The sequence below is a fragment of the Nocardioides litoris genome (assembly GCF_006346315.1).
Lineage (GTDB): Bacteria > Actinomycetota > Actinomycetes > Propionibacteriales > Nocardioidaceae > Nocardioides > Nocardioides litoris.
Genome location: NZ_VDMR01000001.1, coordinates 1,663,510 through 1,676,972 on the forward strand (window position 1 = coordinate 1,663,510; position 13,463 = coordinate 1,676,972).

Annotated in this window: 19 protein-coding genes and 1 riboswitch; of the genes, 14 read left to right on the top strand and 5 right to left on the bottom strand. The window is 74.6% G+C overall.

Annotated elements, in window-relative coordinates; all coding sequences use genetic code 11:
* Position 1 precedes the first annotated feature (1 nt).
* Positions 2-131: riboswitch (FMN riboswitch) on the top strand.
* A gap of 83 nt (positions 132-214) precedes the next feature.
* The 7 genes from ribD (at position 215) to FJQ57_RS08040 (ending at position 5,552) form a co-directional block, all read left to right on the top strand.
* A complete protein-coding gene (ribD, locus tag FJQ57_RS08010; protein WP_246081650.1) occupies positions 215-1,285 on the top strand; it encodes a bifunctional diaminohydroxyphosphoribosylaminopyrimidine deaminase/5-amino-6-(5-phosphoribosylamino)uracil reductase RibD in 1,071 nt (356 codons plus the stop codon).
* Complete coding sequence (locus tag FJQ57_RS08015; RefSeq protein WP_139978777.1) at positions 1,285-1,908, top strand: riboflavin synthase; 624 nt, start codon at positions 1,285-1,287, stop codon at positions 1,906-1,908. Before ribD ends, FJQ57_RS08015 begins: the two co-directional genes overlap by 1 nt.
* A complete protein-coding gene (locus tag FJQ57_RS08020) occupies positions 1,905-3,239 on the top strand; it encodes a bifunctional 3,4-dihydroxy-2-butanone-4-phosphate synthase/GTP cyclohydrolase II (RefSeq protein ID WP_246081651.1) in 1,335 nt (444 codons plus the stop codon). The genes FJQ57_RS08015 and FJQ57_RS08020 overlap by 4 nt, the downstream gene beginning before the upstream one ends.
* Positions 3,239-3,727 carry a 6,7-dimethyl-8-ribityllumazine synthase gene (gene ribH, locus FJQ57_RS08025; RefSeq protein WP_139978779.1) on the top strand — a complete coding sequence of 163 codons (489 nt, stop codon included), beginning with the start codon at positions 3,239-3,241 and terminating at the stop codon, positions 3,725-3,727. The genes FJQ57_RS08020 and ribH overlap by 1 nt, the downstream gene beginning before the upstream one ends.
* 235 nt (positions 3,728-3,962) lie before the next feature.
* Entirely contained in the window at positions 3,963-4,226 is a 264-nt protein-coding gene (locus FJQ57_RS08030) for a phosphoribosyl-ATP diphosphatase (protein ID WP_139978781.1), read from the top strand.
* Positions 4,227-4,245: 19 nt separating this feature from the next.
* Entirely contained in the window at positions 4,246-5,094 is an 849-nt protein-coding gene (gene hisG / locus FJQ57_RS08035; RefSeq protein WP_139978783.1) for an ATP phosphoribosyltransferase, read from the top strand.
* Positions 5,091-5,552: a PH domain-containing protein gene (locus FJQ57_RS08040; RefSeq protein WP_246081652.1), complete on the top strand. Its 462-nt coding sequence runs from the start codon at positions 5,091-5,093 to the stop codon at positions 5,550-5,552. Before hisG ends, FJQ57_RS08040 begins: the two co-directional genes overlap by 4 nt.
* Here FJQ57_RS08040 and FJQ57_RS08045 read toward each other — a convergent pair.
* Genes FJQ57_RS08045 through FJQ57_RS08055 form a run of 3 tightly spaced genes read right to left on the bottom strand, consistent with a single transcriptional unit; the run spans position 5,511 to position 7,502 of the window.
* Positions 5,511-6,443 (bottom strand): aldose 1-epimerase family protein, encoded by a 933-nt coding sequence (locus FJQ57_RS08045; RefSeq protein WP_139978785.1) that lies wholly within the window; start codon positions 6,441-6,443, stop codon positions 5,511-5,513. The two genes, FJQ57_RS08040 and FJQ57_RS08045, sit on opposite strands and share 42 nt — an antisense overlap.
* A gap of 43 nt (positions 6,444-6,486) precedes the next feature.
* Complete coding sequence (locus FJQ57_RS08050; RefSeq protein WP_139978786.1) at positions 6,487-7,017, bottom strand: nucleoside/nucleotide kinase family protein; 531 nt, start codon at positions 7,015-7,017, stop codon at positions 6,487-6,489.
* Positions 7,018-7,034: 17 nt separating this feature from the next.
* A complete protein-coding gene (locus FJQ57_RS08055; protein WP_139978788.1) occupies positions 7,035-7,502 on the bottom strand; it encodes a cellulose synthase in 468 nt (155 codons plus the stop codon).
* Positions 7,503-7,580: 78 nt separating this feature from the next.
* On the opposite strand from FJQ57_RS08055, the gene FJQ57_RS08060 reads away from it, so the two are divergent.
* From FJQ57_RS08060 to FJQ57_RS08085, 6 genes are all read left to right on the top strand, one after another.
* On the top strand, positions 7,581-8,084 hold the full coding sequence (locus tag FJQ57_RS08060) for an SseB family protein (RefSeq protein ID WP_246081653.1): 504 nt from the start codon (positions 7,581-7,583) through the stop codon (positions 8,082-8,084).
* 270 nt (positions 8,085-8,354) lie between these two features.
* Positions 8,355-9,110, top strand: coding sequence for a translation initiation factor IF-3 (infC, locus tag FJQ57_RS08065; protein ID WP_139978790.1), 756 nt, complete (start codon positions 8,355-8,357; stop codon positions 9,108-9,110).
* Positions 9,111-9,199: 89 nt separating this feature from the next.
* The gene (locus FJQ57_RS08070; protein ID WP_139978792.1) at positions 9,200-9,412 is read left to right on the top strand and encodes a large ribosomal subunit protein bL35; all 213 of its coding nucleotides are present in this window, start codon (positions 9,200-9,202) and stop codon (positions 9,410-9,412) included.
* Positions 9,413-9,481: 69 nt separating this feature from the next.
* Positions 9,482-9,874: a 50S ribosomal protein L20 gene (rplT, locus tag FJQ57_RS08075; RefSeq protein WP_139978794.1), complete on the top strand. Its 393-nt coding sequence runs from the start codon at positions 9,482-9,484 to the stop codon at positions 9,872-9,874.
* Between the two features lie 32 nt (positions 9,875-9,906).
* Positions 9,907-10,659 (top strand): TrmH family RNA methyltransferase, encoded by a 753-nt coding sequence (locus FJQ57_RS08080; RefSeq protein WP_425465419.1) that lies wholly within the window; start codon positions 9,907-9,909, stop codon positions 10,657-10,659.
* A gap of 17 nt (positions 10,660-10,676) precedes the next feature.
* On the top strand, positions 10,677-11,279 hold the full coding sequence (locus FJQ57_RS08085) for a hypothetical protein (RefSeq protein WP_139978796.1): 603 nt from the start codon (positions 10,677-10,679) through the stop codon (positions 11,277-11,279).
* A gap of 25 nt (positions 11,280-11,304) precedes the next feature.
* Here FJQ57_RS08085 and FJQ57_RS23250 read toward each other — a convergent pair whose 3' ends face one another.
* Complete coding sequence (locus tag FJQ57_RS23250) at positions 11,305-11,736, bottom strand: GNAT family N-acetyltransferase (RefSeq protein WP_246081655.1); 432 nt, start codon at positions 11,734-11,736, stop codon at positions 11,305-11,307.
* 19 nt (positions 11,737-11,755) lie between these two features.
* On the opposite strand from FJQ57_RS23250, the gene FJQ57_RS08095 reads away from it, so the two are divergent.
* Positions 11,756-12,814, top strand: a complete 1,059-nt coding sequence (locus FJQ57_RS08095) for a sensor histidine kinase (protein WP_246081656.1) — start codon at positions 11,756-11,758, stop codon at positions 12,812-12,814.
* Between the two features lie 27 nt (positions 12,815-12,841).
* Here the strand turns inward: FJQ57_RS08095 and FJQ57_RS08100 are convergent, their stop codons facing one another.
* Positions 12,842-13,453, bottom strand: a complete 612-nt coding sequence (locus FJQ57_RS08100; RefSeq protein WP_139978800.1) for a TIGR03086 family metal-binding protein — start codon at positions 13,451-13,453, stop codon at positions 12,842-12,844.
* Positions 13,454-13,463 lie beyond the last annotated feature (10 nt).

Here is a 13,463-nt window from a genome sequence, read left to right on the forward strand (position 1 = left end):
CTCGCGTGCTCTGGGGTCGGTGAAATTCCGAGCCGGCGGTGACAGTCCGCGACCCGACCGCAGCCAGCGGCCGGTTGACCAGGTGGGATTCCTGGACCGACGGTGAGAGTCCGGATGGGAAGCGCACGCAGGCGGACGGCCCTCGCCGCACCCCTGTGCGACGACCCGTCCCGCCAGCCCCGGAGTCCGTGAGCCCGACCGGACCGGAGGCGAGATGAGCGCGGCACCCACGCCCGCCGAGCGCGACGCGATGACGCGCGCCCTCGCCCTCGCCGCGACCGACGGGGTCCCGCTCGGTCCCAACCCGCGGGTCGGCTGCGTGCTGCTGGCCGAGGACGGCGCGACCGTCGCCGAGGGCTTCCACCGGGGCGCCGGCACCGCCCACGCCGAGGCCGACGCCCTGGCCCGGGCCGGCGCGGCCGCCCGCGGCACCACCGCCGTGGTCACCCTGGAGCCCTGCAACCACACCGGCCGCACCGGCCCGTGCGCCCGGGCCCTCGTCGACGCCGGCGTACACCGCGTGGTCGTCGCCCAGCGCGACCCCAACCCGGTCGCGGCCGGCGGCACCGAGACCCTGCGGTCCGCGGGCGTCGAGGTGGTGCACGGGGTGATGACCGCCGAGGCCCGCGCGCTCAACCGGACCTGGACCTTCGCCGTCGAGCGCGGCCGGCCGTTCGTCACCTGGAAGCTCGCCACGACGCTCGACGGGCGCTCCGCCGCGGCCGACGGCACCTCGCGCTGGGTCTCCAGCGCCGCGGCCCGACGCGACACCCACCGCCTGCGTGCCCTCGCCGACACCATGCTGGTCGGCACCGGCACGGTGCTCGTCGACGACCCGCTGCTGACGGTGCGCGACGACGACGGCCACCCCGTCGAGCGCCAGCCGCTGCGTGCGGTGATGGGGGAGCGCGACCTGCCCGCCGACCGCAGGGTCCTCGACCCCCTGCGCTCGGGCGGCGCCGAGACGGTCCACCTGCGGACCCGTGACCCGCACGCGGCCCTGGCCGAGCTGCGCTCCCGCGACCGCCAGCACGTGTTCCTCGAGGGCGGACCCACCCTGGCCGCGGCCTTCGTGGCCGCCGGCCTGGTCGACGAGGTCGTCGCCTACGTCGCGCCCGCCTTCCTCGGCGCCGGCCTCGCCTCGGTCGCCGACCTCGGAATCACCACCATGTCCGCGGCGTTGCGGCCCACGGTCACCGACGTGACCGTGCTGCCCGACGACCCCGAGCACAACGTCCGCTTCACCATGACCCCCCACCCCACGCGACCGCAGGAGGAAGCCTGATGTTCACCGGCATCGTCGAGGAGCTCGGCACCGTCGAGGCGATCGAGGACCAGGGGGACGCGATCCGCCTGACCGTCCGCGGCGTCACCGTCACCGAGGACGCCGGGCTCGGCGACTCCATCGCCGTCAACGGGTGCTGCCTGACCGTCACCACGCTCGAGGACGGCGGCCTGTGGACCGCCGACGTCATGCAGGAGACGCTCGACAAGACCAGCCTGGCCGGCGTCCGGCCCGGCGACAGGGTCAACCTCGAGCGCGCGGTCACCGCCGACAAGCGGCTCGGCGGCCACATCGTGCAGGGACACGTCGACGCCGTCGGCCACGTCGTCAGCCGGACCCCCAGCGAGCACTGGGAGGTGGTCGAGGTCTCCATGCCCGCCACCCTCGGCCGCTACCTCGTCGACAAGGGCTCGATCACCGTCGACGGCGTCAGCCTGACGGTCGTCGAGGCTCGCGACGAGTCGTTCACCATCAGCCTGATCCCCGAGACCCTGGCCCGCACCACGCTCGGCCACCGACAGCCCGGCGACCGGGTCAACCTCGAGGTCGACGTGCTGGCCAAGCACGTCGAGAAGCTGCTCGAGGCCCGTCTGGCCGCCACCTCCGAGAGGAACCCCCGATGACCACCCCCATCCCGCCCCTCACGGTCGAGGAGCAGCACGGCGGCGTCCGGCTCGACCCGGTCGAGCGGGCCATCGCCGACATCGCCGCCGGCAGGGCCGTCGTCGTCGTCGACGACGAGGGCCGCGAGAACGAGGGCGACATCATCTTCGCCGCCTCCAAGGCGACGCCGGAGCTGATGGCATTCACGATCCGCTACTCCAGCGGCGTGATCTGCGTGCCGATGCCGGGCCCGATGCTCGACCGGCTCGAGATCCCCCTCATGACCCCGCACAACAAGGACAAGCTGCGCACGGCGTACACGATCTCGGTCGACGCCCGCGACGGTGTCTCCACCGGCATCAGCGCCGCCGACCGCGCCCACACCGCGCGGGTGCTGGCCGACAGTGCCACCGAGCCGTGGGAGATCACCCGGCCCGGCCACGTCTTCCCGCTGCGGTACGCCGACGGCGGGGTGCTCGCGCGCCGCGGCCACACCGAGGCCGCGGTCGACCTAGCCACCCTGGCCGGGCTGACGCCGGCCGGCGTGCTGGTCGAGGTCGTCAACGACGACGGGACGATGAAGCGGGCGCCCGAGCTGCGCGCGTTCGCCGACGAGCACGGCCTGGCGATGATCTCCATCGAGGACCTGGTCCGCTACCGCCGCCGGCACGAGAACCTCGTGGAGCGCGTCGCGGAGACCCGCCTGCCCACCCGGCACGGCGACTTCACCGCCTACGGCTACCGCGTCTCCGTCGACGGCTCCGAGCACGTCGCGCTGGTCCACGGCGACGTGACCGGCCCCGACCCGGTGCTGACCCGCGTGCACTCCGAGTGCCTGACCGGCGACGTCTTCGGCAGCCACCGCTGCGACTGCGGCCCCCAGCTCGACGAGGCGCTGGAGCGGATCGTGGCCGAGGGACGCGGCGTCGTGGTCTACCTGCGCGGCCACGAGGGCCGCGGCATCGGCCTGGTCGCCAAGCTGCAGGCCTACCAGCTGCAGGACGGCGGGCGCGACACCGTCGACGCCAACCTCGACCTCGGCCTGCCCGCCGACGCCCGGCACTACGGCACCGCGACGCAGGTGCTCAAGGACCTCAAGGTCGAGTCGGTGCGGCTGCTGACCAACAACCCCGACAAGATCGCCAACCTCGAGCTGTACGGCGTCCCGGTCGCCGAGCGCGTCCCGCTCACCCCGCACCCCAACGACCACAACCTGGCCTACCTGCTCACCAAGCGCGACCGCATGGGCCACGACCTGCCCGACCTCGGGCCCGTCACCCCCAGCACCCCCAGCACCCCCAGCACCCCCAGCACCCCCAGCACTCCCGTGGAGACGAAGGAGACCGACTGATGGCCGGACACGGCGCCCCTGCCGACACCCCGATCGACGGCAGCGACCTGCGGGTCGCCGTCGTCGCCGCGAGCTGGCACACCCAGGTGATGGACGGGCTCCTCGCCGGCGCCCGCCGCGCCCTCGAGGCGTACGGCGTCACCGACGTGCGCGAGGTCCGGGTGCCCGGCACCTTCGAGCTGCCCGTGGTCGCCGACGCGCTGGCCGACCACGGCGTCGACGCGATCGTGGCCCTCGGCGTGGTCATCCGCGGCGGCACCCCGCACTTCGAGTACGTCTGCTCCGCCGCCACCGACGGCCTCGGCCGGGTCGCCCTCGACCACGGCGTCCCGATCGGCTTCGGGGTCCTCACCTGCGACACCGAGGAGCAGGCCCTCGACCGGGCCGGCCTCGACGGCTCCGCCGAGGACAAGGGCTACGAGGCCACCGCGGCCGCCCTGCAGACCGCCCGCACCCTCCGCGACCTCGGCGACGTCGACGACGACTGAGCGGCCTTGGGGCGGGAGATCCGTGCCAGGAGTGGCCGTTTCTCCGGTTGACCGGAGGTTCTCCCGCCGCGGCGCGACTCCTGGCACGGAACTCCCACTCCTGGGTGGGAACTCCTCGCCAGAGGTGGCAGTTTCTCCGGTCAACCGGAGGTTTTGCCGGCCCTGCGGCCCCCACCCGTCCCGCCCGCCCCACCGGCGCGGCCGAGGAGGCACCCACGGCCTAGGATCGACCCCCGTGAAGACGTTCGACGCGCTGTGGGCCGAGCTGTCCGAGAAGGCGCGCACGCGGCCCGCGGGGTCGGGCACCGTCGCCGAGCTCGACGCCGGTGTCCACGCCATCGGCAAGAAGCTCGTCGAGGAGGCCGCCGAGTCCTGGATGGCCGCCGAGCACGAGGGCAAGGAGCGGGCCGCGGAGGAGATCAGCCAGCTGATCTACCACGCCCAGGTCATGATGCTCGCCCTCGGCCTCGAGCCCGACGACATCTACACCCACCTCTGAACCGCACGACGAGAGACCGATGACCCTCAGGATCGCCCTGCCCAACAAGGGCTCGCTGTCGCAGTCGGCCAGCGACATGCTGCGCGAGTCCGGCTACCGCCAGCGCGACGACTCCAAGTCGCTGACGGTGATGGACGTCGACAACGACGTCGAGTTCTTCTACCTCCGCCCCCGCGACATCGCGCTCTACGTCGGCGAGGGCACCCTCGACGTCGGCATCACCGGCCGCGACCTGCTGCGCGACTCCGGCGCCAAGGCCGAGGAGGTGCTGACGCTCGGGTTCGGGCGCAGCACGTTCCGCTTCGCCGGTCCGGCGGGGCGGTTCACCGAGGTCGCCGACCTCGCCGGGCTGCGCATCGCCACGTCGTACGTCGGCGTGGTGCGGGCGTTCCTGGAGGAGCGGGGCGTCGACGCCACCGTGACCCGGCTCGACGGCGCGGTCGAGACCAGCATCCAGCTCGGCGTGGCCGACGCCATCGCTGATGTCGTGGAGACCGGTGCGACCCTGCGCCAGGCGGGGCTGGCGACGTTCGGCGAGCCGCTGCTGCAGTCGGAGGCCGTGCTCGTCACCCGGGCCGGGGCCGACCTGCCGGCGTCCTACGAGATCTTCAAGCGGCGGCTCGAGGGCGTCCTCGTGGCCCGCAGCTACGTGATGATGGACTACGACGTCGCGCGCGAGCACCTCGACGCCGCCACGGCGCTGACCCCCGGCATCGAGGGACCGACCATCGCGCCGCTGGGCCGCGAGGGCTGGGTCGCGGTCCGCGCGATGGTGCCCCGGGCGGGTTCGCAGCGGCTGATGGACCAGCTCTTCGACGTCGGTGCTCGCGGCATCCTGCTCACCGACATCCACGCCTGCCGGCTGTGAACGCGCCCGCGCACGGCCTCGACCTCCCGCGCACCTGGCGCCCGCTCGGCCCCCGCATCGCGGGGATCTTCGGGGGCGGCTCGCTGGTGGCGATCATGACCGTGCTCTGGCTGCAGCTCGACCAGGACGTGCGCGACTCGGTCACCGGGCTGCAGCGCGGCATCGTCATCGCCGCCTTCCTCGGCGGCTTCGCCTGCCTCTACGCCCTCGTCCGGTCGCGGGCCACGGCCCGGCCCGACGGCCTGACCGTCGTCAACGGCTACCGCCGTCGGGAGTACGAGTACGCCGAGATCGTCGCCGTCCGGCTGCCGCCGGGCGCGCCGTGGGTGACCCTCGACCTGGCCAACGGCGAGACCGCCTCGGTCATGGGCATCCAGGGCTCCGACGGGTCGCGGGCCACGACCGCGGTCCGCGAGCTACGCGCCATCGTCGACGACGCGCACACCCCACGAGACTGACACCTCGTCGCCGGGCTCCCCGGCGGGCGCGAGGACGAGCAGGTCCTCACCGCTGCGGAACGCGTCGGCGTTGGCGGTCATCGGCTCCACCGCCAGCGACCGGCGGGCCGTGGCCGGCACGTCGTCAGCGGTGTAGAGCAGCAGCCAGCGGACCCCGCCGTCGACCCACAACGAGACCGCGCGGCCGGTGGCCCGGTCACGCAGCACGGTCGTGGCCACGCCGGCCGCGTCGCGCTCGAGGTCGGTGAACCCGGTGTTGAGCTCGAGGTCTCCCAGCGGCCGCGCCACCCGGAAGTCGTACACCGTGCCGTCGACCGGCTCGCGCCCGACCGGGATGAGCACGTCGTCGACGACCGACCGGGTCGCCGCGGGCAGCGTCAGCTCCCAGTCGTCGACCGGCCCGGGCCCGACGGTGAGGTAGGGGTGGGCGCCCGAGGCGTACGGCGCCGGCTCGGCCGAGACGTTGGTGGCGGTCTGGGTGACGGTCAGGCCGTCGGCGGACAGGTCGTAGAGCACGTGCAGGTCGAGGGTCCACGGGTAGCCGGTCTGCGCCATCAGGCGGTACTGCAGCGACACCGAGCCGCTGGTGTGCTCCTCGACCGTCCAGGCGACCCACCGGGCCAGGCCGTGGGAGGCGTGGTGCCGCTTCGGCTCGGTGAGGGGGAGCTGCAGGTCACGGCCGCGGAAGGCGTACTGCCCGTCGCGCACCCGGTTGGGCCACGGCACCAGCAGCTGGCCGCGCCCGCCCGCGGACATCTCGTCCTCGGCGAACCCGTCGAGCAGCGGGCGGCCGGCGTGGGCGAGGGTGCGCAGCGCCGCCCCGCTCTCGGTCACGACGGCGTCGTACCCGCCCGCGGAGATGCGGAACTGGTCACCACTGGGAGGCAGCATGGCACCACCCTGCCACCGGTCGGCGGCACCGGGGGACAGGCGCTCAGGCCGTCCCGTCCACGACGAGGTCGGCCCGGGCGCGGGTGCGGTGGCGGGCGTGGTGGGCGTCCTCGCGAGCCTGCCAGGCCACCCACTCCGCCCGCAGGTCCTCGCCGTCGCGGGCCAGCCCGCGCCGCAGCCGCACCTCGCGGGGCGCCTCGACCCACACCAGGACGGTCACCAGGTCGGCCACCTCCGGCGAGCCCGACCCGACGCCTTCCACCACGACCAGGCCGCCGGGCCCGGGGTGGGGGAGCGCCACGGTCTCCGCGAACGCATGGGCGTGCCAGTCGTAGCGGCGGTAGGCGCCGGGGCGTCCCTGGGCGAGCGGGCGGAGCAGCGTGCCGAGCTGGCCGTCGACGCCCTCGAGGCCGGCCCACCCGTCGTACAGGTCGTCCATGTGGACGACCGGTGCGCCCGTGGCCGCCGCGACACCCGCGGCCAGCGTGGTCTTGCCCGACCCGCCGGGACCGTCGACGCACAGCAGGCGCGCGCCGGCCAGCGTGGCGGGCCGCTCGTCGAGCAGGGCTCGCACGCGCCCCACCGTGTCGGTCAGCTGATGCCCCGCTTGCGCAGGATGGCCTCGATGTCGGCGAGGTCGTCGTCGGCCACCGCGGGCGTGCCGCGCCCGGCGGGCGGCTGCGGCCCGGGGGAGGTGGCCGCCGGGAGCTCCTCGCGCCCACGGCGGGGGCGGCGGGCGCGGCGCTCGGGAGGCGTGTCGCCGCCGCGGGCGGAGACGACCCGCCCGGCGCCGTACAGCACGACCGCGACGCCCGCGACGACGATGCCCGCCCACACCGCGGGGCTGAGCACCAGGCGGGTGGCCCAGTCGCCGACCGCGTCACCGACCCGGGCCAGCATCCGCAGCGTCTCGGTCAGCCAGGCCGCGATCGGGAGCAGGGTGATGCCCGCGCCCTTGAGCCCGGCGCCGAGCCCGCGTCGCTGGTAGGCGACCCAGGTGCCGATGCCGGCCAGGATCGTGAGGGCGATGGCCAGCACGCCGTAGCTCGCGTCGTCCATGCCCGTCAGCCTCCCACGCACGCCCCAACCCACACCCCGGGCCGCGGCCCACCCGGCAGGCACTGGGAGGATCGGGGTGTGCCCGACCGTGACCTGCTCGCGCCGGCGTACCCCGACGACGACGGGAGCGCTGATGCGGCCCTGACCGCCGCGCTGACGGCCCACGCCGCCGACCGGATGCTCCTGCCGCAGGCGCTCGGCGCGCTCCAGGACGCCCGGCTGCTCGTGCCGGTCGTCGCGGTCGCCGACGAGGTCGAGGTCGACGAGCAGGGCCTGGCCCGCGAGAAGTCGAGCGACATGGCCGCGGTGCTCGTGCAGGGCCCGGGCGGCCGACGCGGGCTGCTGGCGTTCACCGCGACGACGACCATGGCGGCCTGGGACCCCGCGGCCCGCCCCGTGCCGGTCCCGGCCCGCACCGCCGCACTGGCCGCGGTGCAGGACGGCGCCGACGCGCTCCTGGTCGACCTGGCCGGTCCGGCCTCGCTCGTCGTCGAGGGCGACCACCTGCGCGCGCTCGCCGCCGGGTGGCGGCTGGTGCGGATCGGCGACGACCACGGCTGGGTGGAGCCGACCCCGTCCTAGCCGTGCCCCGGCCGGTCGGACGAGGGCCGCGTGGATTGGGCAGGGGGGAATGCGTGCCCTACTGTGTGGTGTTGACCGATCAGTGGGCGCACACCCGTGTGCCCGCAGATCCACAAGCGGAGGCCAGGCTCGATCGCCTCCCACCCGCACCGACCGTCGTTCGCCACCACGGGAGCACAGGTCGTCGGGTCCGGTCCGAAGGCTCCGGCCCGGGGTTCGCGTGCACGTGGCGCGACCGCGAGGTGAGGTGGTCCTGACTGGCTTCCGCTTGTGTCACCGGCGGAGGCCTCTCGTGCTTTTGGGGGGCGTCGCCGACCACGACCCCGATCCACTGGAGGACCCATCAGCACCGAGCTCCGCATCAACGACCGGATCCGCGTGGCGGAAGTCCGGCTCGTTGGCCCCAGCGGCGAGACCGTCGGCATCGTGCCCACCGCCGACGCGCTGCGCCTTGCCCAGGAGGCCGACCTCGACCTGGTCGAGATCGCCCCGATGGCCCGTCCGCCCGTGTGCAAGCTCATGGACTACGGGAAGTTCAAGTACGAGAACGCCCAGAAGGCCCGCGAGGCGCGCCGCAACCAGACGAACGTGATCATCAAGGAGATGAAGCTTCGTCCCAAGATCGACGCGCACGACTACGAGACGAAGAAGGGCCACGTCGTCCGCTTCCTCAAGGCCGGCGACAAGGTCAAGATCACCATCATGTTCCGCGGGCGCGAGCAGCACCGCCCCGAGCTGGGCTTCCGGCTGCTGCAGCGCCTGGCCGAGGACGTCACCGAGCTCGGCTTCGTGGAGTCCTCGCCCAAGCAGGACGGCCGCAACATGATCATGGTCCTCGGCCCGCACAAGAAGAAGGCCGAGGCCAAGGCCGACCACGCCGCGCAGAAGGCCGAGAGGGAGGCCGAGCGTGCGGCCAACAAGGCCGAGGAGCAGGCCGAGCGCGACGCCGCGCACGCCGCCGGCCCCGTGGCGCAGAAGAAGGAGCGCGGCCGCTCCGAGAACCTCGACCCCGAGATCGAGGCCTGAGACCCCGCCGGGGCGGCCGCCGCCGTACCCGGTCCACCGCAGCCCGCTGCACGGTGCGCACCAGCACCACCCACCCGAGGAGACACACGATGCCCAAGAACAGGCCGCACTCCGGCGCCAGCAAGCGCCTGAAGGTCACCGGCTCCGGCAAGATCATGCGGCTGAAGGCCGGCCGCAAGTCGGGCGCTGCGTTCGCCTCCGCCCCGACCACGGGCAGCCGCAAGAAGCACCGTCGCAACGCCGGCCACACCGAGATCGCCAAGGCCGACGTCAAGCGCGCCAAGAAGATGCTCGGCATCTGACGCCTCCACGCGTCACCGCCAGCACCACCCGCACCGCCCCGAGCATCCCGAGCACCTAGGAGTACGACCATGGCACGCGTCAAGCGCGCAGTGAACGCCCACAAGAAGCGCAAGACCACCCTCGACCGGGCCGCGGGCTACCGCGGCCAGCGCTCTCGCCTGTACCGCAAGGCCAAGGAGCAGGTCACCCACTCGCTGGTCTACAGCTACAACGACCGCAAGAAGAACAAGGGCAACTTCCGGCGCCTGTGGATCCAGCGCATCAACGCCGCCGCGCGCGCCGAGGGCCTGACCTACAACCGCTTCATCCAGGGCCTCAACCTGGCCGGCGTCGAGGTCGACCGCAAGATCCTCGCCGACCTCGCCGTCAACGACCCGGCCGCCTTCAGCGCCCTGGTCGCCGCGGCCAAGGCCGCCCTGCCCGAGGACGTCAACGCCCCGCGCGCCGAGGTCTCGGCCTGAGCGTCGTCCCGCTCTCGGCCGGCAACGCCCGGCTGAAGGACATCCGCAAGGTGAGCCGCCGCTCGGTCCGGACCGAGCGGCGGCTCTTCCTCGCTGACGGCCCGAAGGCCGTCGCCGGGGCGCTCGGCGTCGCGGGCTGCGTGGTCGAGGTCTTCACCACCCCCGCCGCCGTCGGCCTCGTGCCCGCGGTGCCCGACGGCGTCCCGGTCACCCTCGTCGAGGACCGTGCGCTCGCCTTGCTGAGCGACTCGGTCACCCCAGCCGGTGTCGTCGCCCTGTGCCGGTACGTCGACCGGCCGCTCGCCCACCTGCTCGACGGCTCGCCGCGGCTGGTCGCGGTCTGCGCGGAGGTCCGCGACCCCGGCAACGCCGGCACGGTCGTGCGCACCGCCGACGCCGCAGGCGCCGACGCCGTGGTGCTGGCCGGGGACTCGGTCGACCTCTACAACCCCAAGACCCTGCGGGCCAGCGTCGGCAGCGCCTTCCACCTGCCGGTGGCCGTCGAGCCCGACCCGGCCGCTGCGGTCGACGCCCTGCGGGCGGCCGGCCTCACCGTCCTGGCCACCGCCGCCGACGGCGAGGTCGACCTGCACCATGCCGGCGACCTGCTCGCCCGTCCGACCGCGTGGCTGTTCGGCAACGAGGCCCACGGACTGCCCGCCGAGCTCGCCGCGCGCGCCGACCACCGGGTCCGCATCCCGATCCACGGCCGCGCCGAGAGCCTCAACCTCGCCACCGCCGCGGCGCTGTGCCTCTACGAGTCGGCGCGTTTGCACCGCTCCTAGGCGGTCATCGTCCCCGGGTGAGCCCCGCCCCCCGCCTGGTCCCCGGCCTCCTCGTCCTGGTCCTCGCGGCCGCCGGCTGCAGCGGGTCCGTCGACGTCGACACCGACGCCGTCCGGGCGGGCCTCGGCGAGCGGGCCGCGGCGGCGTACGACGACGAGGGCCTCGACCGGGCCGAGGACTTCCAACGCGGGGTCCGGACCTCGTGCCTGGTCCTCGACGACGCCGGGGTCGACGCCGTCGGGGCGGCGGTCGGCATCGACGACCCGGAGGCGCGCGCCGGCTTCGTGGCCGGCCCCGAGGACGCCGAGCGGGCGAGCTGCACGCTGCGCGACCCGGCCGGCCGCTCGGCCGGGGTCACCGTCGGGACCACCGACCTCGACCGGGCCGCGCTCGTCGAGGTCGGGACCGGCGAGGGGCGCCGGGTCGTCGAGGGCGAGGCGGAGGGCCTCGACGAGGAGCACTACGTCGGCTTCGGCAACGAGGACGCCACCGTGGTCACCTGGGTGCGCGACGGCGTCACGGCCTCGATCACCGTCCCGACCGACGTCGCGGGGGCGGACGCCGTGTTCGCGGCCCTCCCGGTCCTCCTCGAGGAGGTCGACCGCGAGCTCGGCGACTGATCCGCTCGATCCCCGGTGGGCGCCCTCAGAGGTCCTTGCGGAGGTGCACGTCGGCGGCGCCGGCGGAGGGCACGCCCTCCCACCGGAGGATCTCGCGGTAGCCGGCGCGCTCGTAGAACGCGGGCGCCTGGAACGTGAACGAGGTGACGAACACGTGCGTGCACCCGCGCGCCCGGGCCTCGTCCTCGAAGGCCGCGAGCAGCCGCGCACCGAGCCCGGTGCCCCGGTCGCCCTCCCGCACCCAGGTCATGGCGATCCCGGCTGCCTCGCCCCAGGTCCAGCCGCTCACCCCTCCGGCCAGGTCGTCACCCGCGTCACCCGCGTCACCCGTGCCCGCCCGCACCGTCAGCTCCCGGGCCGGCTCGACCCCTGGTGTGGCGGCGGCGTTCCAGGCGTCGAGCTCGTCGCTGAGGCGCTGGTCCAGGGCGGGGTCGGCACCACCGGTCACGAGGTCCACGCGCCGTAGTGTGGTCCACGTGCCCCAGTCGAGCGCGCAGGACCTGGCCGACGTGCTGCCCGACGGCGTCGTCGTCGCCGACGCCGACGGCAGGGTCACGCTGGTCTCGACGGTCGCCGCTCGCATGCTCGGACGCGTCGGGTCCGACGACGTCGGGCGCCCGCTCGCGGAGGTCCTGCGGCTGCAGGACCAGGACGCGCAGGCCTGGACCGCCTGCAACACGCCGTACGCCGGGCTCCGCACCCGCACCGGCGTGCCCGAGCAGCCGTGGCTGACCCCCGGGGGCGTCGAGGTGCTCGTGACGGCTGCCCTGCACCGGGCCGAGCGGCTCGGCCCGGTGACGCAGGTCGTGGTCACCATCCGGTGGGGCCATGGCCGGGCCCGCCTCGACCGCGAGCGCTCCGACCTGGTCGCCACCGTGGCCCACGAGCTGCGCTCGCCGCTGACCGGCGTCAAGGGCTTCGTGCAGGCGCTGCTCAACCGCTGGGACAAGCTCAACGACGAGCAGAAGAAGCTGATGCTCGAGACGGTCGCCGCCGACTCCGACCGGCTCAGCCGGCTGATCGCCGAGCTGCTCGACGTCGCCCGCATCGACACCGGTCGTCTGCAGCTCTACCCCCGGCCCTCCGACGGAGGCGTGCTGGTCGAACGGGTCGTGGAGTCGGTGCGCGCCGCGACGGCGCGCGAGATCGACCTGGCCGTCGCGGGCGCCCTGCCCGACGTCATGGTCGACCCCGACAAGTTCACCCAGGTCGTCACCAACCTCGTCGAGAACGCGGTGCGCCACGGCGACGGCCTGGTCACCGTGCTCGCCGAGCCCGAGCCGCACCCCGACGCCCCCGACGGCCTCCGGGTCACGGTCAGCGACCAGGGCGAGGGCATCAAGCCCGAGCTGCGGCGGCGCGTGTTCACCAAGTTCTGGACGGGCGGGGTGTCCGGCGGCTCCGGCCTCGGGCTCTACATCGTCAACGGCCTCGTCCGCGCTCACGGCGGCGTCGTCAGCATCGACGACGCCCCCGGTGGCGGCGCGGTGCTCTCGGTGACCTGGCCCGGCGTCCCCGAGGAGCTCGTCGTCTGACCGACCCCTCCCCGCCAGGGCCGCCGCTCAGCCGGCGCGCCACCCGGGGTCGCGGCCGACCCAGGCGACGAGCCGGTCGGTGGCACGGGCGTCGTCGGCCACGGGCACGACCTCGCCGAACGGCACCCACTCCTCGCCGCGGATCTCCGCGGGCAGGGCGCGCACGATCGCGGGCAGGCAGGCCTCGGCCTGCCGGTCGTCGAGCCCGGAGGTGTCGCCCAGGGCGGCGGCGAGGTCCCAGGCGTGCACGAGGAGCTCGCTCACGTAGGTCCCGATGGCGGCCGCGGCGGGCATGTCGCCGGCCGGGTGGTGGACCGTCCGGCCGAGCAGGTCGTCGTCGGCCAGCGCCGCGGCGAGAGCCGGCTGCCGGTCGGTCCAGCCGGCCACGAGACCGGCGGCGTCGTCGAGCCCGCCCACCATCGACGGCACCTCGGACGGGTGGCCGCCCCCGAGCACGTGCGGCACCCGGTCGGCGACGGCGAGCAGGTGGGCGAGCAGGTCACGCACCACCCAGCCGTCGCACGGCGTGGGTCGGTCGAGGTCGGTCTCGCCGACGCCCTCGACGTACGGCGTGAGCTGGGCCGCGGCGGCGAGCAGGGCGGGTCGCGGGTCGGTCAGGGGCGGTGTCTGCTGGGTCATGTCGTCCAGG